Origin of the sequence: Streptomyces sp. CBMA29 (genome assembly GCF_014596445.1) — a bacterium.
Classification (GTDB): Bacteria; Actinomycetota; Actinomycetes; order Streptomycetales; family Streptomycetaceae; genus Actinacidiphila.
This window is the reverse complement of the sequence record NZ_MECL01000040.1, coordinates 1-25,851: the sequence shown is the minus strand read 5'-3', so window position 1 is coordinate 25,851 and position 25,851 is coordinate 1. Positions and strand designations below refer to the sequence as shown.

The 25,851-nt window shown below is 73.4% G+C and carries 5 protein-coding genes and 1 pseudogene; all 6 read left to right on the top strand.

Annotation, left to right across the window (positions count from 1 at the left end; translation table 11 throughout):
* Nucleotides 1-1,743, top strand: a 1,743-nt coding sequence (locus BGM09_RS06295) for a type I polyketide synthase (protein ID WP_188280422.1), incomplete at its 5' end; no start/stop codon positions are given.
* A 60-nt stretch (nucleotides 1,744-1,803) separates the two neighbouring features.
* A complete protein-coding gene (locus BGM09_RS06290; protein WP_188280421.1) occupies nucleotides 1,804-5,256 on the top strand; it encodes a type I polyketide synthase in 3,453 nt (1,150 codons plus the stop codon).
* 105 nt (nucleotides 5,257-5,361) lie between these two features.
* Nucleotides 5,362-10,404 (top strand): type I polyketide synthase, encoded by a 5,043-nt coding sequence (locus tag BGM09_RS06285; RefSeq protein WP_411158265.1) that lies wholly within the window; start codon nucleotides 5,362-5,364, stop codon nucleotides 10,402-10,404.
* A 52-nt stretch (nucleotides 10,405-10,456) separates the two neighbouring features.
* The gene (locus BGM09_RS06280) at nucleotides 10,457-16,093 is read left to right on the top strand and encodes a type I polyketide synthase (protein ID WP_411158264.1); all 5,637 of its coding nucleotides are present in this window, start codon (nucleotides 10,457-10,459) and stop codon (nucleotides 16,091-16,093) included.
* A gap of 60 nt (nucleotides 16,094-16,153) precedes the next feature.
* Nucleotides 16,154-22,810: a type I polyketide synthase gene (locus BGM09_RS06275; protein WP_188280419.1), complete on the top strand. Its 6,657-nt coding sequence runs from the start codon at nucleotides 16,154-16,156 to the stop codon at nucleotides 22,808-22,810.
* Nucleotides 22,811-23,113: 303 nt separating this feature from the next.
* A pseudogene (locus BGM09_RS06270) lies at nucleotides 23,114-25,851 on the top strand (type I polyketide synthase); the annotation flags it as partial.

Below are 25,851 nucleotides of genomic sequence, written 5' to 3'. Positions count from 1 at the left end.
CTGACCGGGCGGCTGTGGGCGGCCACCGTGGAAGGTGTCAGGACGGCACCCGGCGACAAGGGGCCCCGCTCCGAGCAGGCCGAGGTCTGGGGTCTGGGCCGGGCCGTCGCTCTGGAGCAGCCCCGCCAGTGGGGCGGCCTGGTCGACCTGCCGGCCGTGCCCGACGCGTCCGCCGCCGTCCGGCTCGCCGCCGTCCTGGGCGGACTGCCCGGCCCGGCCGGGACCGCCGACCCGGCAGCCGCCGACACCCTGGCCGTGGACGCAGCGTCGAGCGACTCCGCGTCCGCCGTCGAGGACCAGGTCGCCGTACGGGCCTCCGGAGTCCACGGACGGCGGCTCATCCGTACGCCTCTCGGGGCGGCGCATCCCGTACGAGCCGCCGCGTGGCGGCCCGACGGCACCGTTCTGATCACCGGAGGAACGGGCGGGATCGGCGCGCGCGTCGCCCGCAGGCTCGCCGCCGACGGCGCCCCGCACCTGCTGCTCGCGGGCCGCCGCGGCCCCGACGCGCCCGGCGCGGCCGAACTGCGCGCGGAGTTGGAGGCGGCGGGGGCCGCCGTCACGTTCGCCGCGTGCGACGTCGCCGAGCGGTCCGAGGTGGCCGCGCTCCTCGCGGGCGTCCCCGCCGACCGGCCGCTGAGCGCGGTCTTCCACGCGGCCGGCGCCCCGCAGACCTACCTGGCCGCCGCCGACACCACCGACGAGGACATCACCCGCATCGCCTCGGGCAAGATCGCCGGCGCCCGCCACCTGGACGACCTCCTCGGCGACACACCCCTCGACGCCTTCGTGCTCTTCTCCTCCAACGCCGGGGTGTGGGGCAGCGGAGGGCAGGCCGTCTACGCCGCCGCCAACGCCCACCTCGACGCGCTCGCCGAGCGGCGCCGCGCGCGCGGCCGTACCGCGACCTCACTGGCCTGGGGCGCCTGGGACGGCGGCGGCATGATGGAGACCGAGGGCGCCGCCGCCTACATGGAGAGCCGCGGCGTACTGGCCATGGATCCCGAACGAGCCGCCACCGCGCTGCTCCAGGCCATCGCGCACGACGAGACGTTCGTCGCCGTCGCCGACGTCGACTGGGAACGGTTCGTCCTCGGCTTCACCGCGCTGCGCCCCAGCCCGCTGCTCGCCGAACTCCCCGAAGTGCGGGCGGCGTTGCGCACCGAGGCCGATCAGGCCGACTCCGCCGCCCCGACCACCGCGGGCGCCGAATTCGCCGCCCAGTTGGCGACGCTCTCCGAACACGACCAGCTCAAGAACGTCCTCGACCTGGTGCGCGACCAAGCAGCCGGCGTCCTTCAGCACGCCGACAACTCCTCGGTACGGGCGGGCCGCACGTTCAAGGATCTCGGCTTCGACTCGCTGACCGCCGTCGAGCTGCGCAATCGCCTGTCCACCGCGACGGGCCTGAAGCTGCCCGCGAGCCTGGTCTTCGACCACCCCACACCCACCGCGCTCGCCCAGCACCTGCGGACCCGCTTCACCACCGGCGCCGCGTCCGCGGCGACCGGTCCCGTGAACGCCGGCGGGACCGGCACCGGATCGGTTCTCGACGAGCTGGACGCCCTCGCGGGCGCGGTCGCCGCTCTGCCCGCGGACGGTGAGGAGACCGCCGAAGTCGTCGGCCGCCTCGAGGAACTGCTCTGGCAGGTACGGCAACGACGCGACGGCCGGGGCGAGATCGAGTCGGCCACCGCGGAGGAAATGTTCGACCTGCTGGACCGCGAACTCGGCAACCCCTGATCCGCCGCACGCGGACGGGACATTCCTGAACCGGAGAGCCTGGAGTCGAAAAGGATGGCAATGGCGGAGAACGAGGCGAAACTGCTCGCCTACCTGAAGCGGGTGACCGGCGACCTGCGCGAGACCCAGCAGCGGCTCCGCGACGCCACCGCCGCCAGGAACGAGCCGATCGCGGTCGTCGGCATGGCCTGCCGCTACCCGGGCGGCGTCGAAACCCCTGACGACCTCTGGCAGTTGGTCGCCGAAGGCGGCGACGCCATCACCCCGTTCCCCAAGGACCGTGGCTGGGACATCGACGACCGCTACGACGAGGACGCCGCGCGGCCCGGCAGCAACTACGTGCGGGGCGGCGGATTCCTCACCGGAGCAACCGAGTTCGACGCGTCGTTCTTCGGCATCTCACCCCGCGAAGCCCTCGGCATGGACCCGCAGCAACGGCTCCTCCTCCCCTGCACATGGGAACTCTTCGAACGGGCCGGCATCGACCCGCTGTCCGTCAAGGGCAGCCCCACCGGCACGTTCATCGGCTTCAGCTCCGCCGACTACGGCTGGGAACTCCCCGCCATCCCCGAAGAGGTCGAGGGCTACTACGCGACGGGCAACTTCGCCAGCGTGATGTCCGGCCGCGTCGCGTACACCTTCGGACTCGAAGGCCCGGCGATCAGCGTCGACACGGCCTGCTCGTCGTCGCTGGTCGCCATGCACCTGGCCGCCGGGGCACTGCGCAGCCGCGAGTGCTCCCTCGCCGTCGCCGGCGGAGTGACCGTCATGTCCACCGCCATCGGCTACCCCGAGTTCAGCCGCCAGCGCGCCCTGTCCCCTGACGGCCGCTGCCGCGCCTTCGCGGCCTCCGCCGACGGCTTCGGCCCCGCCGAGGGCCTGGGCCTGCTCCTGCTGGAACGGCTGTCGGACGCCCGGCGCAACGGCCATCGCGTCCTGGCCCTGATCCGCGGCTCCGCTGTCAACCAGGACGGTGCGAGCAACGGCCTCACCGCCCCCAACGGCCCTTCCCAGGAACGCGTCATCCGCGCCGCGCTGCGCAGCGCGAGGATCGCCGCCACCGACGTGGACGTGGTCGAGGCGCACGGCACCGGCACCTCCCTGGGCGACCCGATCGAGGCGACCGCCCTGCTCAACACCTACGGCGCGGGACGCGACAGCCAACTGCCGTTGTGGCTGGGCTCGCTGAAGTCCAACATCGGCCACACCTCGGCCGCGGCGGGTGTGGCGGGTGTGATCAAGATGGTGCAGGCCATGCGGCACGGAGTCCTGCCGAGGACCCTGCATGTCGACGAGCCGACGCCGCATGTGGACTGGTCCGGCGGCGGGGTGCGACTGCTGACCGAGGAGCGGGAGTGGGCACGGGGTGACGGACGTGCGCGGCGGGCGGGCGTGTCGGCGTTCGGGATCAGCGGGACGAACGCGCACCTGATCCTGGAGGAGGCCGGTGAGCCGACGAACGACGTGGGCGGCGTCGGCGGTGCGGCCGGTGCGGCTGACGCGGGCGACCCGGGCGACACGGGCGGTCGGGCCGATACGCCGGAGGCCCGGTCAGAACCCGCGAACGGGCCGCTCGGGCCGCTGGGGCCCGTTGTCCCCTGGCCGGTGTCCGCGCGGTCCGCCGCCGCACTGCGCGACCAGGCCGAGCGGCTCCTGGAGTACGCGTTGGCCGGCCACGGCCCGGCCGCGCCGGAGATCGGCCTCGCCCTGGCGACGACCCGCGCCGCGTGGGAGCACCGCGCGGTCGTGCTGGACCCGGACCGCCCCGCGGCCCTCGGCGCCCTCGCCTCAGGCACCCCGACAGGTGCCACCGTCACGGGCCTGGCCACGGTGGACGACACCGACGGCCGACCGGCCGACCACGTGGTCTTCGTCTTTCCGGGTCAGGGGTCGCAGTGGGCGGGGATGGCGTTGGGGCTGTTGGACTCCTCTCCGGTGTTCGGGGCGCGTTTGGCTGAGTGTGACGCGGCGCTACGCCCTTACGTCGGGTTGTCGGTGGTGGAGGCGATTCGTAGCGGGGCTTTGGACGATGTGGTGGTGGTGCAGGGGGCGTTGTGGGCGGTGATGGTGTCCCTGGCCGAAGTGTGGCGGTCGGTGGGTGTCGAGCCGGGGGCGGTGATCGGTCACAGCCAGGGTGAGATTGCCGCCGCGTGTGTGGCGGGTGCGTTGTCCGTAGAGGATGCGGCGAAGGTCGTGGCGCTGCGGGCGAAGGCCATTCGCGGAACTTTGTCCGGCAACGGTGGGATGGTGTCGGTCGCGCTTCCGGCTGAGGACGTACGTGAGCTGATCGCGCGCTGGGACGGCCGGATCGGTGTGGCTTCGGTCAACGGGCCCTCGTCCACGGTGGTTTCGGGCGACCCGGCCGCGTTGGACCAGTTGCTGGCGTCGTGTGAGGCCGAGGGCGTACGGGCGCGTCGTATCGATGTGGACTACGCCTCGCACTCGGTGCAGGTGGATGCCATACGTGATGAGGTAGTTGAGGCCCTGTCAGGGATCGAACCGGCAACCTCCGCCGTCCCGTTCTACTCCACGGTGACCGGCGGCCGTATCGACACCAGCACGCTCGACGCCGCGTACTGGGTGACCAACCTCCGCCAGGAAGTCCGTTTCGACGAGACCGTCCGGGCCCTCCTCGCCGACGACTTCACCTACTTCGTGGAGTCCAGCCCGCACCCCGTCCTGGCCGTCGGTCTCGCCGAGACCTTCGAGGACGCGGGCTCTGACGCCGTCGCGCTCGGCACGCTCCGCCGCGACGAGGGCGGCCAGGAACGCTTCCTGACGTCCCTCGCGGAGGGCTGGGTACGCGGCCTGCCCGTCGACTGGCGATCCGTGTTCGGCGGAATCCCGGCCCGCCCCGTGGACCTGCCCACCTACGCCTTCCAACCGCGCCGCTACTGGCTGGACATCGACCGCTCCGGCCCCGCCGTTCACACGACCGCGCGGACCGAGGTGCTGGACGACGGTCCTGACGTCGACCCGGGCGCGTTGACCGTGCGGTTGGCGGAGCTCGACCGCGAGGAGCGGGAGCGCGTACTGCTCGACCTGCTGCGCGTGGAGGTGGCGGCGGTGCTGCGGCACGCCACTCCGGACGACGTCGCGGCCGAACGGGCCTTCAAGGAACTGGGCTTCGACTCGCTGACCGCCGTCGAGCTGCGCAAACGGCTCAGCGCGGCCACCGGATTGAAGCTCCCGGCGACTGTCGTCTTCACCTACCCGACGCCCATCAGCCTGGTCCGTTTCCTGCTGGACGAGATGGACAGTGCGCCGGTCGACGGTGAACACGCCGAGGTCTTGAACGAGTTGGACGGGATCGCCACGCGGCTCGGCGGTATCTCGCCGGACGGCGAGACGCGTGAGCGGATCACCCGGCGTCTGGAATCGCTGCTCTGGGCGTGGCGCGGAGACGCCGCGGCCGGCGCGGAGGCGGACGCCGACACCGGCGGAATCGCGCTGGACACCGCGTCGGACGACGAGATGTTCGCGCTGATCGACAAGCAGTTGGGCACAGGCTGAGCCGCTCCGGTCACCGCTGTCGGACAAACGTCGCAGATCGTCGAAGGAGCGAGGGGAATGGCCACCGGTAACACGGAGGAGAGGCTTCGGGAGTACCTGAAGCGGGTGATGGCCGACTTGGGCGTCACGAAGCAGCGGCTGCGGGAGGCCGAGGCCGCCGCCCAGGAGCCGATCGCGATCGTCGGCATGGCCTGCCGCTACCCGGGCGGCGTGCGATCGCCCGAGGACCTGTGGCGGTTGGTGGACGGCGAGCGTGACGCCATCGGCCCGTTCCCCGACGACCGCGGCTGGGACCTGACCGGACTCTTCGACCCGGACCCGGAGAGCCGTGGCACCAGTTACGTCACCGAGGGCGGATTCCTCGACGGCGCGGCCGACTTCGACCCCGCGTTCTTCGGCATCACCCCGCGCGAGGCGCTCGGCATGGACCCGCAGCAGCGGCTCATGCTGGAGATCTCCTGGGAGGCGTTCGAGCGTGCGGGCATCGACCCGCGCGCCGTGCGCGAGGAACGGGTCGGCGTCTACACCGGAATCGTCGCCAACGGATACGTGTCGCGGCTGCGGCGCACACCCGAGCCGGTCGAGGGCTACGTCATCACCGGCACCATGTCGAGCGTCGCCGCCGGGCGGATCGCGTACACCTTCGGTCTCCAAGGGCCCGCGGTCAGCGTCGAGACGGCGTGCTCGTCGTCGCTGGTAGCCCTGCACCTGGCCGTGCAGGCGCTGCGTTCCGGCGACTGCACGATGGCACTCGCGGGCGGCATCGCGGTCATGCCGACGCCGGACGCCTTCGTGGAGTTCAGCCGCCAGCGCGGCCTGGCGCCCGACGGCCGGATCAAGGCGTTCGCCGCCGCCGCTGACGGCACCAACTGGGCGGAAGGCGCAGGCGCGTTGCTTGTCGAGCGGCTGTCGGACGCGCGCCGTAGAGGTCACCGTGTACTGGCCGTCGTCCGTGGCACGGCGCTCAACCAGGACGGTGCCAGCAACGGGCTGTCCGCTCCCAACAACCTCGCTCAGGAACGGGTGATACGCGACGCGCTCGCCGATGCCCGCCTCGGCGCCGCGGACGTGGACGTGGTCGAGGCACACGGCACCGGCACGACGCTCGGTGACCCCATCGAGGCGCAGGCGCTGCTCGCCACGTACGGGCGGGAGCGGAGCGGCGAACGGCCGTTGTGGCTGGGCTCGGTGAAGTCCAACATCGGGCACTCGGGACCCGCGGCGGGCGTGGCGGGCGTGATCAAGATGGTGCAGGCCATGCGGCACGGAATCCTGCCGAGGACTCTGCATGTCGACGAGCCGACGCCGCATGTGGAGTGGTCCGGCGGCGGGGTGGAGCTGCTGGCCGAGGCGCGCGAGTGGGTCCGGGGCGAGGGACGTACGCGGCGGGCGGGCGTGTCGGCGTTCGGGATCAGCGGGACGAACGCGCACGTGATCCTGGAGGAGCCGCAGGCCGAAAGCGAGGACATCGCCGAACACGGCTTCGCTGAAGGTCCGTTGGGCTCACTCAATGTCGTTCCGTGGCCGGTGTCCGGGCGGTCGGCCGCCGCGCTGCGCGGGCAGGCGGACCGGTTGGCCACCGACCTGGCCGCAACCGTCGCAGCCGCGGACATCGGCCTCTCGCTGGCCACCACCCGCTCCGCGATGGAGCACCGCGCGGTGGTCCTGGCCACGAGCGGCGCACAGGGCCTGGACGTACTCGGCGCGCTCGCGGCGGACACGCCTGCCCCCGGCCTGGTCACCGGCGCCGTTCGCTCCGACGCGGGTCGGGTGGTGTTGGTGTTCCCTGGTCAGGGGTCGCAGTGGGCGGGGATGGCGATGGAGCTTCTGGGGTCGTCTCCGGTGTTCGAGGGGCGTTTGGCGGAGTGTGATGCGGCGCTGTTGCCGTACGTCGGGTCGTCGGTGGTGGAGGCGATCCGCGAGGGGGCTCTGGACGATGTGGTGGTGGTTCAGGGGGCGTTGTGGGCGGTGATGGTGTCGCTGGCCGAGGTGTGGCGTGCTGCCGGTGTCGAGCCGGGTGCGGTGATCGGTCACAGCCAGGGTGAGATTGCCGCCGCGTGCGTGGCAGGTGCGTTGTCGGTGGAGGACGCGGCGAAGGTCGTGGCGCTGCGGGCGAAGGCCATTCGCGGAACCTTGTCGGGCCGAGGTGGAATGGTGTCGGTCGCGCTGCCTGCGCAGGATGTACGTGAGCTGATCGGGCGCTGGGACGGCCGTATTTCCGTGGCGTCGGTGAACGGGCCTTCGTCCACGGTGGTTTCGGGCGAACCGCCGGCGCTGGATGAGCTGCTGACGGCGTGTGAGGCCGGGGGCGTACGGGCGCGCCGTATCGATGTGGACTACGCCTCGCACTCGGTGCAGGTGGATGCCATACGGGATGAGGTAGTTGAGGCCCTGTCGGGCATCGAGCCGCAGCCGTCGCAGATCCCGTTCTACTCCACGGTGACCGGCGGCCGTATCGACACGAGCACACTCGACGCCGCGTACTGGGTGACCAACCTCCGTCAGGAGGTCCGCTTCGACGAGACCGTCAGGGCTCTACTGGCTGACGGGTTCGGGTACTTCGTGGAGTCGAGCCCGCACCCGGTCCTGGCGGTCGGTCTCGCCGAGACGTTTGAGGACGCGGGCTCTGACGCCGTCGCGCTCGGCACGCTCCGCCGCGACGAGGGCGGCCAGGAACGCTTCCTGACGTCCCTCGCCGAGGGCTGGGTACGCGGCCTCCCCGTCGACTGGCGGTCCGTCTTCGCCGCAACCCCCGCCCACCCAGTGGACCTCCCCACTTACGCCTTCCAGCGGCAGCGCTACTGGCTGGAGGACGACGATCCTGAGCAGGCGGTGGCGGTGGCGGGCGGCGGCGCGGCGGACGCCGGGGTGCCCGATGTCGTGGAGGAGGCGTTCTGGGCGGCTGTGGACGGCGGAGATGCCGACACGGTGGCCGGTGAGCTGGGCGTCGTCACCGATCTGCCGCTCCGCGAGGCGCTGCCCGCGCTGTCCACGTGGCGCAGGCGCCGCCGTGAGGCGTCGGCGGTCGACGGCTGGCGGTACCGGATCGGCTGGCGGCCGGTCGTGTCCCCGGCGCAGGTGCGGCTCACCGGCCGCTGGCTGCTGGTGCTGCCCCCGGCCGGCCGGTGTCCCGCCGAATGGGCCGACCTCGCGGACGCGGCCCTGACCGGCCATGGCGCCGACGTCGAACGCCTGTACCTCGATGCGACCACCACGGCGGGAAGCGCCGACGCCCTCGCCGCAGAGCTGCGGTCCCGCACCGGCGGCTCACCGGCCGACGGTGGCACGAGTCAGCGGATCACCGCCCTCACCGGCGTCCTGTCCCTGCTCGCGCTGGACGAGACCCCCGACCCCGAGCGGCCGGCGGTCACGGAGGGCCTGGCCGCCACCGTCTCCCTGGTCCAGGCCCTGGTGGCGGTGGCCGAGGAGTCAGGGACGCAGCCGACGCTGTGGTGCGCCACCCGTGGCGCGGTGTCGGTTGCGGCGGGGGACAGGCCGGTCTCGCCGGCGCAGGCACAGATCTGGGGCCTGGGCCGGGTCGTGGCGCTGGAGCACCCACTGCTGTGGGGAGGGCTGCTGGACCTTCCGGCCACGCCGCTCGCGGACCTGTCCGAGGAGGCGACGGTCCGGGCCGGCCGTACCCTCGCAGCCGCCCTCGCCGGGATCGCCGACGAGGACCACGTGGCGCTGCGCCCGGACCTCGGCGGCCTGCTGGGCCGTCGCCTGCTGCGTGCCCCGGCCGCAGACTCGGCCGCCGTCCGTACGTGGCGGCCCGAGGGCACCGTGCTGGTCACGGGCGGTACCGGCGGCATCGGGGCGCATATCGCCCGCTGGCTGGCCGCCGGCGGAGCGCCGCATCTGGTGCTCGTCAGCCGTCGCGGCGCGGACGCGCCGGGCGCCGCCGCCCTGGAGAAGGAACTGGTGCAGGTCGGCGCCCGGGTCACCTTCGCCGCGTGCGATGTCGCGGACCGCGACGCGCTCGCCGCCGTACTCGCCGCGATCCCGGCGCAGGAGCCGCTGTCGGCCGTCTTCCACACCGCGGCCGTACTGGACGACAGCGTGGTGGCGCATCTGACCCGTGATCAGATGGAACGGGTGCTACGGGTCAAGGCCGGTGCGGCGGTGCATCTGCACGAGCTGACCCGGGACGTGAACGTGTCGGCGTTCGTGCTCTGTTCGTCCTTCGGAGCGACCTTCGGCATGCCCGGACTCGGCAACTACGCGCCAGGCAACGCGTTCCTGGACGCGCTGGCCGAGCGCCGCCGCGCCGAGGGGCTTGCGGCCACATCCGTGGCATGGGGTACGTGGGCCGGTACCGGTATGGCCGCCGGGGACGTCGGTGCCCGAGGCCGTCTGGAGGGCATCCACGAGATGGCGCCCGCGCTGGCCGTGACCGCCCTCCAGCAGGCGCTCGACCGAGACGAGACCGCCCCGGTGGTCATCGACCTGCGCTGGGAGCGGTTCGCGCCCGTCTTCCACGCCAAGCGGCCGACCGCGCTGTTCGCGGAGATCCCCGAGGCGGTCGCCGCGCTGCGCTCCGGTGCCGTGGGCGACACGGAGGCCGCGGGGACCGGTCCGGCCGCCGCGGGGGAACTGCGGTCGCGGCTGGCGGGCCGCCCGGCGGCGGAGCAGGAGCGCGAGCTGGTCGAGCTGGTGCGCGGGCACGCCGCCGCGGTCACCAGCCATGTGACCCTTGACGGCGCCACGGGCGAATTCGTCGACCAGGACCGGCCGTTCCGCGAGCTGGGCTTCGACTCCCTCATGGCGGTCGAACTGCGCAACCGGATCGGTACGGCGACCGGCCTGGCCCTGCCGTCGACGCTCGTCTTCGACTATCCGACGGTCGCGGTCCTCGCCCGCCACCTGCGCGAGGAACTGGGCCTCGGCGGTGAGGACACCGCCGGGACACCGGGCCTGACCGAACTCGACCGACTGGAAAGCGCGTTGGCGGCCGGGCTGCCCGAGGGACCGGCCCGCGCGAAATTCGTCAAGCGCCTCGAACGCCTGCTGTGGAAGGTCGGTGACGACGAGGCCGCGGCCGGGGAGGCACCCGAAGGCCACGGCGGGAGCGCTACGGACGAGGACTCGCTGGGCGCCGCGAGCAACGAGGAGATCTTCGCCCTGATCGACCGTGAGCTGGGCACGTGATGACCCGCTCGTTCTCTGGAAACCCCGCCCGCAGGTCCCCACGATCCCCGGAGTGCACGCGATGACGAACCAGGCCCCGTCCACCGACGAGAAGAAGCTCCGCGACTACCTCAACAAGGTCATGACCGACCTGAGGCGCACGCAGCGGCGGCTCCGGACGGTCGAGGCGCAGAGCCACGAACCCGTCGCGGTCATCGGCATGGCCTGCCGCTATCCCGGCGGTGTCACGTCCCCCGACGACCTGTGGGACCTCGTCGCGGGGGAGGGGGACGCGATGACCGGCTTCCCCGGCGACCGGGGCTGGGAGACCGACGACCTGAGGCTGTTCGACCCCGAGGGCGTCGAACTCGCCTGCGAGGGAGGCTTCGTGGACAGCGCCGCCGACTTCGACGCCGAGCTGTTCGGCATCTCTCCGCGCGAGGCGCTGGCCATGGACCCGCAGCAGCGGCTGGTCCTGGAGTCCGCGTACGAGGCGTTCGAGCGGGCCGGTATCGCGCCCGCCGACCTGCGCGGCAGCCGTACCGGCGTGTTCGTCGGCGCGTCCTACACCGGCTACGGCGCCGATGTCGCGCGGATACCCGAGGGCCTTGAGGGCTACACGATGACCGGGTCGGCCAACAGCGTGGTCTCCGGCCGTGTGTCCTACGCCTTCGGCCTGGAGGGCCCGGCGCTGACCGTGGACACCGCGTGCTCGTCGTCGCTGGTCGCCCTGCACCTGGCCGTGCGGTCGCTGCGCGACGGTGAGTCCGAACTCGCCCTGGCCGGAGGCGCGATGGTGATGCCGAGCCCGATGGAGTTCATCGAGTTCAGCCGCCAGCAGATGCTCGCGCCCAACGCCCGGTGCAAGGCGTTCGCCGCCGCGGCGGACGGCACCAGCTTCTCCGAGGGCGCGGGACTGGTGCTGTTGGAGCGGCTGTCGGACGCCCGGCGCAACGGCCACCGCGTGCTGGCCGTGGTCCGCGGTACCGCGGTCAACCAGGACGGCGCGAGCAACGGTCTTACCGCCCCCAACGGCCCTTCGCAGCGCAGGGTGATCGAGGCCGCGCTCGCCGACGCCCGCCTGACCGGCGACGAGGTGGACGCGGTCGAGGCGCACGGCACGGGCACGACGCTCGGCGACCCGATCGAGGCGCAGGCGCTGCTCGCCACCTACGGCAAGGACCGCCCCGCCGACCGGCCGCTGTGGCTCGGTTCGGTCAAGTCGAACATCGGGCACGCGCAGGCCGCCGCGGGTGTCGCGGGCGTGATCAAGATGGTGCAGGCCATGCGGCACGGTGTGCTGCCGCGCACCCTGCACGTGGATGAGCCGACCCCCCAGGTCGACTGGTCCAGCGGTACCGTCGAGCTGCTGACCGAGGCCAGGCAGTGGCCGAGCGCCGACGACCGGCCGCGCCGCGCGGGCGTCTCCGCCTTCGGCATCAGCGGCACCAACGCGCATATCGTCCTGGAGGCGGCCACCGACTTCGCCGAGCCGGACGAGGCCGAACCCGTATTGGATGAAGGCCCGTTGGGCCCGCTGAACGTCGTCCCGTGGCCCGTGTCGGGCCGGTCCGCCGCCGCCCTGCGCGCACAGGCCGGCCGACTGAGCGGATACGCGGGCGACGCCGACGCCCCGGAACTCGCCCCCATCGGCCGGGCGCTCGCCCTCACCCGCGCCGAGCACGAGCATCGCGCCGTCACCGTCGCCCCCGACGCCAAGTCGGCGCTCAGCGCGCTCGGTTCGCTGTCGGAGGGAGTTCCGGCGCCGGGTGTGGTGTCCGGTGTGGTGCGTCCGGGTTCTGGCCGGGTGGTGTTGGTGTTCCCTGGTCAGGGGTCGCAGTGGGCGGGGATGGCGACGGAGTTGCTGGGGTCGTCTGCGGTGTTCGGGGCGCGTTTGGCTGAGTGTGATGCTGCGCTGCGTCCTTATGTGGGTTCGTCGGTGGTGGAGGCGATTCGTAGCGGGGCTTTGGACGATGTGGTGGTGGTTCAGGGGGCGTTGTGGGCTGTGATGGTGTCCCTGGCCGAAGTGTGGCGTGCTGCCGGTGTCGAGCCGGGTGCCGTCATCGGTCACAGCCAGGGTGAGATTGCCGCCGCTTGCGTGGCAGGTGCGTTGTCGGTGGAGGACGCGGCGCGCGTGGTGGCGCTGCGGGCGAAGGCGATTCGCGGAACCTTGTCGGGCCGAGGTGGAATGGTGTCGGTCGCGCTGCCCGCGCAGGATGTACGTGAGCTGATCGCGTGCTGGGACGGCCGGATCGGTGTGGCGTCGGTGAACGGGCCTTCGTCCACGGTGGTTTCGGGTGAGCCGGAGGCGTTGGACGACGTTCTCGCCGCGTGCGAGGCCGGGGGCGTACGGGCGCGTCGTATCGATGTGGACTACGCCTCGCACTCGGCGCAGGTGGACGCCATTCGTGATGAGGTCGTCCAGGCCCTGTCGGGCATCGAGCCGCAGTCGTCGCAAGTGCCGTTCTACTCCACGGTGACCGGCGGCCGTATCGACACCAGCACGCTGGACGCCGACTACTGGGTGACCAACCTCCGCCAGGAAGTCCGTTTCGACGAGACCGTCCGGGCCCTACTGGCGGACGGCTTCGGGTACTTCATCGAGTCCAGCCCCCACCCCGTTCTCGCGGTCGGTCTCGCCGAGACGTTCGAGGACGCGGGCTCTGACGCCGTGGCACTCGGCACGCTCCGCCGCGAAGAGGGCGGCCAGGAACGCTTCCTGACCTCCCTCGCCGAGGGCTGGGTTCGCGGCCTGCCCGTCGACTGGCGGTCCGTCTTCGCCGCAACACCCGCCCACCCCGTGGACCTGCCCACCTACGCCTTCCAGCACCAGCGTTACTGGCTGGAGGGTGACGCCGCACGCGCCGGGGACCCGAGCGGGCTCGGGCAGGAGGCCGTCGATCACCCGCTGCTGTCGGCCGCGGTCCGCGTCGCCGACGAGGACCGGATCGTGCTGACAGGCCGCCTCTCGCTGCGCACCCACGCGTGGCTGGCCGACCACAGTCTGCACGAGCGTCCCGTGCTGCCCGGCGCCGTCTTCGCCGAACTCGCCCTCTACGCGGGCGAAATGGCAGGCTGCGGCCGGATCGAGACGCTGGAGCTGACCGTGCCGCTCGCGCTGCGGGGAAAGGCCGCGGTGCACGTCCAGGTGTCCGTCGGCGCGCCCGACGAGGACGGTGGCCGCCCGCTGGCCGTGCACGCCCGCGCCGAGGACGCCGAGGCGGACGCGCCGTGGGTCCGGCACGCCACCGGCGTCCTCGTACCCGAGGAACCGGACGCGTCCGGCCCGGCGGGCGAACTCGAAGGCTCCGCCTGGCCGCCCCGCGGCGCGCAGCCCGTCAGCCTCGCCTACTTCCACCGCCGGATGGCCGACCTGGGCCAGGTGTACGGCCCGGCGTTCGAGGGCCTGCGCAAGCTGTGGCGGGTCGGCCGCGAGTACTACGCCGAGATCGGTCTGCCCGAGGAACACGTCCGCGACGCCGCCCGGTTCTGCCTCCACCCGGCTCTCCTGGACGCCGCGCTGCAACCGGCCCTGGTCAACCGGAACCAGAACGCCCAGTGGACGCGGTGGTCCGGCTTCTCGCTGCGCGCCGCCGGGGCGACCGCGCTCCGCGCCCACCTGCGTCCGACCGGCCAACCCGACGAGTTCACCGCGACGTTCACCGATCCCGACGGCGGCCCGGTCGCCGTCCTGGACGCCGGGCTGCCGCGGCCGGTGACCGCCGATGAGGTGAACCACTCGGCCGCCGGGCGGTCGGACAGCCTGCACCGCGTGGAGTGGGCGCCGGTTCCCGTATCCGGCCAGAGCGCCGACTGGCTGCTCCTCGGCCCGGTCGACGACCGGCTGACCGAAGCCCTTGAGGAGTCCGGGGCGTACCCGCAGGCGTACGACGACCTCGGCGCGCTCACCGAAGCCCTCGACGCGGGACTTCCCGCGCCCGAACTCGTCGCCGTCGGCTACGGGTTCGGTCCGCGGGAACGGGACGACGCCGCGGCGGCCCGTGCCGCCACCGTCGACCTCCTCGCCACGGTCCAGACCTGGCTCGCCGAGGACCGGCTGGCACCGTCCCGGCTGGTCGTCTTCACCCGGCACGCGGTCGCCGCCCGCCCCGAGGACCGGATCGGCGACCTCGTCGGCGCCGCGCTGTGGGGTCTGATCCGCTCGGCGCAGGCCGCGCACCCCGGCCGGTTCGTCCTGGTCGACGTGGACGACGACCCGGGCTCACTGGCGCTCTTCCCCACCTCCGTGCCCGCCGCTGTCACCTCCGGCGAGCCCCAACTCGCCCTGCGTGCGGGCACGGTCATGGTGCCCCGGCTCGCCCGCGCCACGTCGGGGGCGGTCGGCGGCACCCCGTGGCGGCCCGACGGCACCGTCCTGATCACCGGCGGTACCGGCGCCCTCGGCGGCCTGATCGCCCGTCACCTGGTCCAGCGGCACGGTGTACGTCATCTGCTGCTGCTCGGCCGCCGCGGCGAAGAGGCCCCCGGCGCGGTCGAGTTGCGGGACGAGTTGATCGCGTCGGGTGCCGCGACCGTGACCGTCGCCGCGTGCGACGCCGCGGACCGCGCCGCGCTCGCCGCGCTCCTGGCGACCGTCCCCGAGGAACACCCGCTGACCGCCGTCCTGCACTGCGCGGGCGTGCTGTCCGACGCCTCGCTGGAACGGCTCACCGCGCAGGACATCGACCGGGTCTTCGCGCCCAAGGCCGGTGCCGCCCTCAATCTGCACGACCTCACGCGCGACGCCGACCTGTCCGCGTTCGTGCTGTTCTCCTCCGCCTCCGGCGTCCTCGGCAGTATCGCCCAGGCCAACTACGCGGCCGCCAACGCCTTCGTCGACGCCCTCGCCCGGCAGCGGCGCGACCTCGGGCTGCCGGGGCAGTCCCTCGCCTGGGGCCTGTGGGCGCAGAGCAGCGCGATGGGCGCCGACGCCGACGCGGCCAAGGTCGCGCGGGCCGGAGTCCTGCCGCTGTCCGCGCGCCAGGGCACCGACCTGTTCGACGCGGCCGTCACCGACGGCGAGAGCCTGCTCGTCCCCATCCGGCTCGACACCGACGCGCTGCGCGTACGGGCCGCGTCCGGCACGCTCCCCGACCTCCTGCGCGGCCTCGTCCAGGCCGCCGCACCGGCCCGGCGCAAGGTGGAGGCGCCTCGTGCGGAGACCGCGGCGGCCGACTGGTCGGCCCGGCTCGCCGGGCTGTCGGAAGCCGAACAACTGCACAGGCTGGAGGAGTTGATCCGCGGCCACGTCGCCTCGGTGCTCGGCCACGGTTCACCCGAGGCCATCGAGACCGACCGGGCCTTCAAGGAGCTGGGCTTCGACTCCCTGACCGCGCTGGAACTGCGTAACCGCCTCCAGGCGTCCATCGGTGTCCAGTTGCCCGCCAGCATCGCCTTCGACCACCCGACCATGACGGCCGCGGCCCGTTTCATCCGCGGCCAACTCGCCCCGGGCGAAGCCGCCGAGACCGTACCGGCACTGGCCGAACTGGACCGACTGGAGTCGGTGCTGCTGGACCTGCCGGCCGCCGACGACGAGCTGCGGCGGAAGGTCACCGCGCGGCTGCACGCGCTGGCCTCCAAATTGCAGGACGCGCGGGACCCCGGCGCCGCCCGGTCCGGCGGCACGGCCGACGACGACCCCGATCTCGCAGCGGCCACCGATTCCGAGCTGCTCGCCATGCTCGACGACGAACTCGACACCCCGTGACGGCGCCCACCGTACGGCTGTGACCTCACCGAACCCGAACACGAATAGGTGTGACTCCTGATGGACACCACGGTCAGCAGCGCCGGCGCCGGCCAGGTCGGCGAGGACAAGCTCCGCGAGTACCTCAAGCGCGCCACCGCCGACCTGCGCAAGGCGCGGCGCCGGGTCCGCGAGCTGGAGGACCCGCAGCCCATCGCGATCGTGGCGATGGCCTGCCGCTACCCGGGCGGCGTCGAGACCCCCGACGACCTGTGGCAGTTGGTCGCCGAGGACGGCGACGCCATCACCCCGTTCCCCGTCAACCGCGGCTGGGACCTGGACAGCCTCTACGACGCCGATCCCGACGCCGAGGGCAAGAACTACGTGCGCGAGGGCGGATTCCTGCACGACGCCGACCAGTTCGACGCCGACTTCTTCAGCGTCAACGCCCGCGAGGCCCTGATCATGGACCCGCAGCAGCGGCTCATGCTGGAGATCTCCTGGGAGGTGCTGGAGCGCGCGGGCATCGACCCGCTGTCCGTCAAGGGCAGCCGCGGCGGGGTGTTCGTCGGCGCCGCCACCGTCGACTACGTCACCGGCAACCACAAGGTGCCCGAGGGCCTGGAGGGCTATATCGGGGTCGGCTCCTTCGCCAGCGTCGTCTCCGGCCGCGTCTCCTACAGCCTCGGCCTGGAGGGCCCCGCGCTCACCGTCGACACCGCGTGCTCGTCGTCGCTGGTCGCGATGCACCTGGCGGTGCGGGCGCTGCGGTCGGGGGAGTGCTCCTTCGCCCTCGCCGGCGGCGTCGCGGTCATGCCGACTCCGCAGGGCTTCATCGCGTTCAGCAGACAGCGCGCCCTCGCCCCCGACGGCCGCTGCAAGTCCTTCGCCGGGGCGGCCGACGGCTTCGGCCCGTCCGAGGGCGCGGGCGTGCTGCTGCTGGAGCGGCTGTCGGACGCACGGCGCCAGGGCCACCAAGTGCTCGCCGTGCTCCGCGGCTCCGCCCTCAACCAGGACGGCGCGAGCAACGGGCTCACCGCCCCCAACGGCCCCTCCCAGGAGCGCGTCATCCGCGACGCGCTCGCCGACGCACGCCTGTCCGCCGACCAGGTGGACGCGGTCGAGGCCCACGGCACGGGCACCCGGCTCGGCGACCCCATCGAGGCCCAGGCCCTGCTCGCGACCTACGGGCAGAACCGCGCCGGCAGCGACGCCCTCAAGCTCGGTTCCGTCAAGTCCAACATCGGTCACACCGCCCACGCGGCGGGCGTGGCGGGCGTCATCAAGATGGTCCAGGCGATGCGGAACGGACTGCTGCCGCGCACCCTCCACGTCGACGAGCCGTCCCCCTTCGTCGACTGGTCCAGCGGCGGAGTCGAACTTCTCACGGAACCGCTCGAATGGAAGCGCTCCGACCGGCCGCGCCGGGCCGCCGTGTCCTCCTTCGGGATCAGCGGGACGAACGCGCACGTGATCCTGGAGGAGCCGGAGCCGGAGCCGGAGCCGGAGCACGACGGCGCGGAGGCCGTACGTGAACCCGAAGTCGGCCTGGACCTAGCTCCGTTGGGGCCGCTGACGGTCGTCCCGTGGCCGGTGTCCGGGCGGTCGGCCGCAGCTCTTCGCGAACAGGCCGTACGGCTTGCGCGCCACGTCGGCGACAACTCCCGCCCGGCCGATATCGGGCTGGCGCTCGCCACGTCACGGGCCGCCCTGGAGCACCGCACCGTGGCGCTCGCAACGGAGGCGCACCAGGCGCGGGGCCTGCTGGGGTCTGTCGCGGAGGGCGTCGCGGCATCTGGCGTGGTGTCCGGTGTGGTGCGTCCGGGCTCTGGCCGGGTGGTGTTGGTGTTCCCGGGTCAGGGGTCGCAGTGGGCGGGGATGGCGATGGAGTTGCTTGCTTCGTCTGCGGTGTTCGGGGCGCGTTTGGCGGAGTGTGATGCGGCGCTGTTGCCGTACGTCGGTTCGTCGGTGGTGGAGGCGATTCGTGAGGGTGTGCTGGATGACGTGGTGGTGGTTCAGGGGGCGTTGTGGGCCGTGATGGTGTCCCTGGCCGAAGTGTGGCGTGCTGCCGGTGTCGAGCCGGGTGCGGTCATCGGGCACAGTCAGGGTGAGATCGCGGCGGCCTGTGTCGCGGGCGCGCTGTCGGTGGAGGACGCGGCGAAAGTCGTGGCGCTGCGGGCGAAGGCCATTCGCGGGACCTTGTCGGGCCGGGGCGGGATGGTCTCCGTCGCCCTCCCGGCGGAGCCGGTGCGGGAGCAGATCGCGCGCTTCGAGGGGCGGATCTCCGTCGCTTCAGTGAACGGCCCGTCATCCACGGTCGTCTCCGGTGAGCCGGAGGCGTTGGACGACCTGCTCGCGGCATGCGAGGCCGAGGGCGTACGGGCGCGCCGTATCGATGTGGACTACGCCTCGCATTCGGCGCAGGTGGACGCCATACGGGATGAGGTCGTCCAGGCCCTGTCGGGCATCGAGCCGCAGCCGTCGCACATCCCGTTCTATTCGACGGTGACCGGCGGCAAGCTCGACACCACCGCGCTGGACGCCGCGTACTGGGTGACCAACCTCCGTCAGGAGGTCCGCTTCGACGAGACCGTCCGGGCCCTACTGGCGGACGGCTTCGGGTACTTCATCGAGACCAGCCCCCACCCCGTCCTGGCGGTCGGTCTCGCCGAGACCTTCGAGGACGCGGGCTCTGACGCCGTAGCGCTCGGCACGCTCCGCCGTGACGAAGGCGGGCAGGAACGCTTCCTGACCTCGCTCGCCGAGGGCTGGGTACGCGGCCTGCCCGTCGACTGGCGGTCCGTCTTCGCCGCAACCCCCGCGCACCGCGTGGACCTGCCCACCTACGCCTTCCAGCACCAGCACTACTGGCTCGCCGAAGGCTACAAGAATTCCGGCGGCGCCTCCGACCTCGGGCTCGAAGCCGCCGGACACCCCTTGCTGGGCGCGGTGTTGCCCGTCGCGGGCGCGGACCGGCTGCTGCTGACCGGGCGGCTGTCGACCGCCACCCACCCCTGGCTGGCCGACCACCGAGTGGGCGGCCGGCTGCTGCTGCCCGGTACCGCTTTCGTGGAGCTGGCGCTGCACGCCGCCGACCTCGCGGGCTGCGGCACGGTCGCGGAACTGACCCTCGGCAGTCCGCTGGTGCTGCCCGAACGGGGCACCGTCCAGGTGCAGTTGTCCGTCGCCGCGCCCGACGAGCGGGGGCGCCGCGAACTGGAGGTGCACGCCCGGCCCGAGGGCGGTGAGACCCCCGCGGAGTGGACGCGGCACGCCACCGCCACGCTCGCGCCCGCCGCCGATGCGGCTGACGAGGGCCCCGACGCCGCGTTGGGCGGGACCGCGTGGCCGCCGCCGGGCGCCGTGGCCGCCGACACCGAGGGGATGTACGAGCGGGCGCAGGAGTCCGTCTACGCCTTCGGCCCGGCCTTCCAGGGGCTGCGCTCCGCGTGGCGGCTCGGCGACGCCGTCTACGCCGAGGCCGCCCTGCCGGTCGAACTCCACCAGGACGCGGGCAGGTTCGGCGTCCACCCGGCGCTGCTGGACGCGGCGCTGCACGCCACCGGCTTCGGCGACATCCTCGATTCCTCGGCCACCTATCTGCCGTTCGCCTGGCGTGACGTGACGCTGCACGCGGTCGGCGCCGGAGCCGTGCGGGTGCGGGTGACGGCGGCCGAAGGGCAGGACAGCCTGCGGCTGACGCTGGCCGACGCGGACGGCGCCCCGGTGCTGTCCGTCGGTTCGCTGGTCATGCGGCCGCTCAGCGCGGGTCAGTTGGACGCGGCGGAGCCGGGCGCCGACGCGGACATCAAGGACGCGCTGTTCGAACTCGACTGGCAGCGGCTCCCGTTGGACGCGGGCGCGCCGACCGGCGCGGGCTGGGCCGTACTCGGCGACGACGTCCACGGTCTGCTGCCGGCGCTGCGCGCGGTGGACGCCGTGGCCGAAGTCCGCTCCGGCCACGCCGAGTTGGCCGCCTCGATCGCCGCGGGCGCGCCCGCGCCCGGCCTGGCCCTGCTGTCGTTCGGTACGCCGAAGCCCGGGGGCGACCTCGCGGCCACCACCCGTGACGTCGTCACCGACGCGCTCGCCCTGCTCCAGGAGTGGCTGGCCGACGACCGGTTGCGGGACACCCGCCTGGCGCTGGTGACCCGGCGGGCGGTCGCCGCGGCCGAGGACGAGGACGTCGAGGACCTGGCGCACGCCGCGCTCTGGGGGCTGCTGCGGTCGGCGCAGGCCGAGAACCCGGGCCGGTTCCTGCTGCTCGACCTCGACGGCCGCGACGAGTCGCGGCTGCGCGTCGGCGCCGCTCTCAACAGTGCGATGGCCGCCGACGAGCAGCAGATCGCCCTGCGCGTCGGGGTGGCCACCGTGCCGCGCCTCGCCCCGACCGACACCACCCGCCTGCTGCGCCCGCCGGCCGGCGCCCCGGCCTGGCGGCTCGACACCACCGCGCCCGGCACCCTGGACGCGCTGGCGCTGATTCCGCACCCCGAGGCGCTGGCGCCGCTGGAGGAGGGGCAGGTACGCGTATCGGTCCGCGCGGCCGGTGTGAATTTCCGTGACGTGCTGGTCAGCCTCGGCATGGTGCCGGGCCAGGCCCGGCTCGGCAGCGAGGGCGCGGGCCTGATCACCGAGGTCGGGCCCGGTGTCACCGAACTGGCCGTCGGAGACCGGGTGATGGGCCTGCTGCACGACCCGTTCGGCCCGTACTCGGTCACCGACCAGCGGCTGGTGGTGCGGATACCGCGCGGCCTGTCCTTCGAGCAGGCGGCGGGCGTGCCCGCGGTGTTCCTGACCGCCTGGTTCGGGCTCGCGGACCTCGCGGGCCTCGTCGAGGGACAGCGGCTGCTGGTGCACGCCGCGACCGGCGGCGTCGGCATGGCCGCGGCCCAACTCGCCCGCTACTGGGGCGCGGAGGTCTTCGCCACGGCCAGCGAGGGCAAGTGGGACACGCTCCACCGGATGGGCTTCGAGGAGTCCCGGATCGCCTCCAGCCGCACCCTGGAGTTCGAGGAGAAGTTCCGCGCGGCCACCCACGGGCACGGCATGGACGTCGTACTGAACTCGCTGGCACAGGAGTTCATCGACGCCTCACTGCGACTGCTTCCCGAGGGCGGCACATTTCTGGAGCTGGGCAAGACCGATCCGCGCGACGCGGACACGGTCGCCGCCGACCACCCCGGGGTGGCGTACCGCCGCTACGACCTGATCGACGCGGGCGCCGACCGGATCGCGGAGATCCTCGGCAAGCTCGTCGCGCTCTTCGAACGCCGGATCCTGCGCCCGCTGCCCGTCCGCACCTGGGACGTGCGCCGCGCTCCCGAGGCGTTCCGGCTGATGAGCCAGGCCAGGCACACCGGCAAGCTGGTGCTGACCGTGCCCAAGCCGCTCGACGCGGACGGCACGGTGCTGGTCACCGGAGGCACCGGCACCCTCGGCTCGATCGCCGCCCGGCACCTGGTCACCGCATGGGGTGTGCGGCACCTGCTGCTGACCAGCCGCCGCGGTCCCGACGCCCCGGGCGCGGGACAACTGCGCGCGGAACTCCTGGAGTCGGGCGCCGAGAGCGTCACCGTCACCGCGTGCGACGCGGCGGACCGCGACGCGCTCGCCGCCGTACTGAGCGCCGTCCCGGCGGGCCGCCCGCTGACCGCCGTCGTGCACACCGCCGGTGTCCTGGACGACGGGACGGTCGGCTCACTGACCTCGGAACAGGTCGACCGGGTGCTGCGGCCCAAGGTGGACGCCGTGGTCAACCTCGCCGAGCTGACCCGGGAATCGGACCTGGCCGAGGTCGTGCTGTACTCGGCCGGCGCCGGTGTGCTCGGCAACCCCGGGCAGGCCAACTACGCCGCCGCTAACGCGTTTCTGGACGCGTACGCGCACCATCGCCGCGCCCACGGGCAGCCCGCGCTCTCGCTGGCCTGGGGCTACTGGTCGGAGGTCAGCGAGCTGACCGGACGGCTGGACGAGCAGCAGGTCGCCCGGATGACCGGCTCCGGTGTGCTGCCGATCGACGCCCGGCGCGGCATGGCCCTGCTCGACGCGGCGCGCGGCACGGGCACGGCGCTGGCCGTCCCGACCCGGCTGCACCTGCCGACGCTGCGCGACCAGGCCGGCCGGGCACCGGTGCCCGGCATGCTGCGCGCGCTGGTCGCGGGCGGCAGGACCGCGGGACGCCGGGCCGCCGCCCGCTCCACCGCCCCGGTGGAGGCCCGCTCGCTCGCCGCGAAACTGGCCGGACGGCCCGCGGCCGAGCAGCGCGAGCACCTGCTCGATCTGGTCCGCTCGCACGCCTCGGCGGTGCTCGGGCTCAGCGGCACCGACCCGGTCGGCCCGTCGCGGGCCTTCAAGGACCTGGGCGTCGACTCGCTCACCGCGGTGGAGCTGCGCAACCGGCTGAACGCCGCGACCGGCCTGACACTCCCCAGCACCCTGGTCTTCGACTGCCCGTCCCCGTCCGCGCTCGCCGCCCGGCTCCACGAAGAGCTGGTGGAGGGCTCCGCCGATGTCGCGGGACCCCCTTCGGCCGACTCCGAGGAGGCCAGGATCCGCGGACTGCTGGCCACCATCCCGTTCGCCCGGCTCCGCGCCACCGGCGTCCTGGACACGCTGCTGCGCCTGGCCGACACACCCGACACGCCCGAGGAACCCGAGGCGCGGGAGGAGCGGCGCGAGGCCATCGCCGACATGGACGTCGACGATCTGGTGCGCGCCGCGCTGGGCGAGCGGTGACGGCGTGCGCCCGCTTCGTACGGCAGCGCTTCGTACGGCAGCGGACCGTACGGACCCGGTTCGCACCTCGGCCCGCGGTACGGAGCCGGACCGCAGGGCACCGCAGGCCACGCCAGGAGCGGTACCGGTTCTGAACGCCCGAGCACCCGCCCGGCCCCGGCCGACGCAAGAGCCGAGCCCGGGGCGCCGGCCCGCCCGAGATCACGACACGCGGCGCGAGCGGCGCCGGGCCCCACGCAAGTCCCAGCAGAAACGGAGTCACTGATGGCCATGGAGACCGGACGCATCGTCGAGGCGCTGCGCGCGGCCCTCACCGAGACGGAACGGCTGCGCGAGGAGAACCAGCGGCTGCTGTCGGCGGCCACCGAGCCCCTGGCCGTCGTCGGGATGGCCTGCCGTTTCCCCGGCGGCGCGGACACCCCGGAGAAGCTGTGGGAGGCGCTGGAGTCCGGCCGGGACATGATGACCGACATCCCGGACGACCGCGGGTGGGACCTGGGCATGCTGCTCGGCGACGGTGACACCCCCGGCGCCTCGATCGCCCGTCAGGGCGGCTTCCTCACCGACCTGCCGCGCTTCGACGCCGAATTCTTCGGCATCTCGCCGCGCGAGGCGCTGGCCATGGACCCGCAGCAGCGGCTCGCCCTGGAGGTGTCCTGGGCGGCGGTCGAGAACGCCAGGATCGACCCGCATTCCCTCAAGGGCAGTGCGACCGGCGTCTTCCTCGGCGTCTCCTACGCGGGTTACGGCACCGACGCCGAGGAACTGCCGCCGCAGATCATGGGCTACCAGCTCACCGGCAACGCCAGCAGCGTGGCGTCCGGCCGGATCGCGTACGTCATGGGCCTGGAGGGGCCCGCGGTCTCCATCGACACCGCCTGCTCCTCGTCGCTGGTCGCGCTGCACCAGGCGTCGCAGGCGCTGCGCTCGGGCGACTGCACGATGGCCCTGGTCGGCGGCGCCAGCGTGATGCCCACCCCCACCCTCTTCATCGAGTTCACCCACCAGCGCGGACTCGCCGCCGACGGCCGCATCAAGGCGTTCGCCGCCGCCGCCGACGGATTCGCCTGGGCCGAGGGCGCCGGCGCGATCGTCGTGGAACGCCTGTCGGACGCCCGCCGCAACGGTCACCGGGTGCACGCGGTGATCCGCGGCTCCGCGATCAACCAGGACGGTGCCAGCAACGGCCTGGCCGCGCCCAGCAGCCGCGCGCAGGCCAAGGTGATCCGCGCCGCGCTGCGCAACGCCGGGCTGTCCGGGCACGAGGTCGACATCGTGGAGGCGCACGGTTCCGGCACCGTGCTCGGCGACCCCATCGAGGCCAGCGCGCTGCTGGCCACGTACGGTCAGGAGCGGCCCGCCGACCAGCCGCTGCGGCTCGGTTCCATCAAGTCCAACTTCGGGCACACCGGGGCCGCCGCGGGCATCGCCGGGGTGCTCAAGATGGTGCTGGCGATCAGCAACGGCGCGATGCCGAAGTCCCTGCACATCGACGCCCCTACGCCCGCCGTCGACTGGGACTCCGGTGCGGTGCGGCTGCTCACCGAGACCGTCGCGTGGCCCGAGGCCAAGCCCGCCGACGAGTCGGGGCGCCAGCCGCGACCGCGCCGCGGCGCCGTGTCCGGCTTCGGCATCAGCGGCACCAATGTGCACGCGATCTTCGAACAGGCCCCCGTGGACCTCGCGGATCCGCTCCCGCCGACCGGTGTACGCGCACCTTCGGCCGTCGGCGAAGGGACCGTCGGCGAAGGGACCGCCGGTGCCGGTGCCGGTGCCGATGACGTAGCCGTCCCGGCCGGGCCCGTGCTGCTGCCCGTCTCGGGCGACGGCAGCCGCGCGCTGCGCGCCCAGGCCGCCCGGCTCGCGGACCACCTGGCCGCCCGGCCCGAGCTGGCGGTGGCCGACGTCGGCTACTCGCTCGCCACCACCCGCGCGGAACTGACCGCACGCGGCACGGTCCTGGCCGCCGACCGCGAGGAGGCGCTGCGCGGACTGCGAGCCCTGGCCGACGGCGTGCCCGACCCTGACGCGGCCGTCGGGCCGCCGTCCGCGAGCGGTCGCCCGGCCTTCCTCTTCACCGGCCAGGGCGCACAGCGCGCGGGCGCGGGACAGGAGCTGTACGCCACCTTCCCGGCGTACGCCGCGGCCTTCGACGCCGTCTGCGCGGCGCTGGACCCGCACCTCGAACGCCCTTTGTGCGAGCTGGCGTTCGCGGCGCCCGGATCACCGGACGCGGCCCTGCTGGACGAGACCCGGTACACCCAGCCGGTGACCTTCGCCGTCCAGGTCGCGCTGTACCGGCTGCTGGAATCGTGGGGCGTGCGGCCCGGCCACCTCATCGGCCACTCGGTGGGCGAGCTGTCCGCCGCGCATCTGGCCGGGGTGCTTTCGCTGCCCGAGGCGGCCGAACTGGTCGCCGCGCGCGGCCGGTTGATGGGCGACCTGCCGCCCGGCGGCGCGATGGCAGCGATCCAGGCGTCCGAGGCCGAACTGCTGCCGATGCTCGCCGGACGCGACCACGAGGTGTCGCTCGGCGCGGTCAACGGCCCCCGGGCCGTGGTCGTCTCCGGGGACGAGGCCGCGGTGGACGAACTCGTCGCGCACTGGGCTGCGCAGGGCCGCAAGACCCGGCGGCTGGCGATCAGCATCGCCTCCCACTCCACGCGAATGGACCCGATCCTGGACGCCTTCAGGGACCTGGCCGCGACGATGACCTTCGCCGAACCGGAGATCCCCGTGCTCTCCAACGTCACCGGGGCGATCGCCGGGCCCGGCGAGCTGACCTCACCGGACTACTGGGCCCGCCACATCCGGTCCGCCGTCCGGTTCCTCGACGGCATGCGGACGATGGCCGCCGCCGGTGTGACCACCTACGTCGAACTGGGCCCCGACTCCGCGCTCAGCTCCATGGCGCGCGACAGCCTGGGAGAGGCCGCCGCGGGCGCCGTCGTCGTCCCGGCGCTGCGCCGCGACCGGCCGGAGGCCCGTACGCTGCTCGCCGCGGTCGCCGCGGTGCAGACCCGCGGCGTCCGGCCCGACTG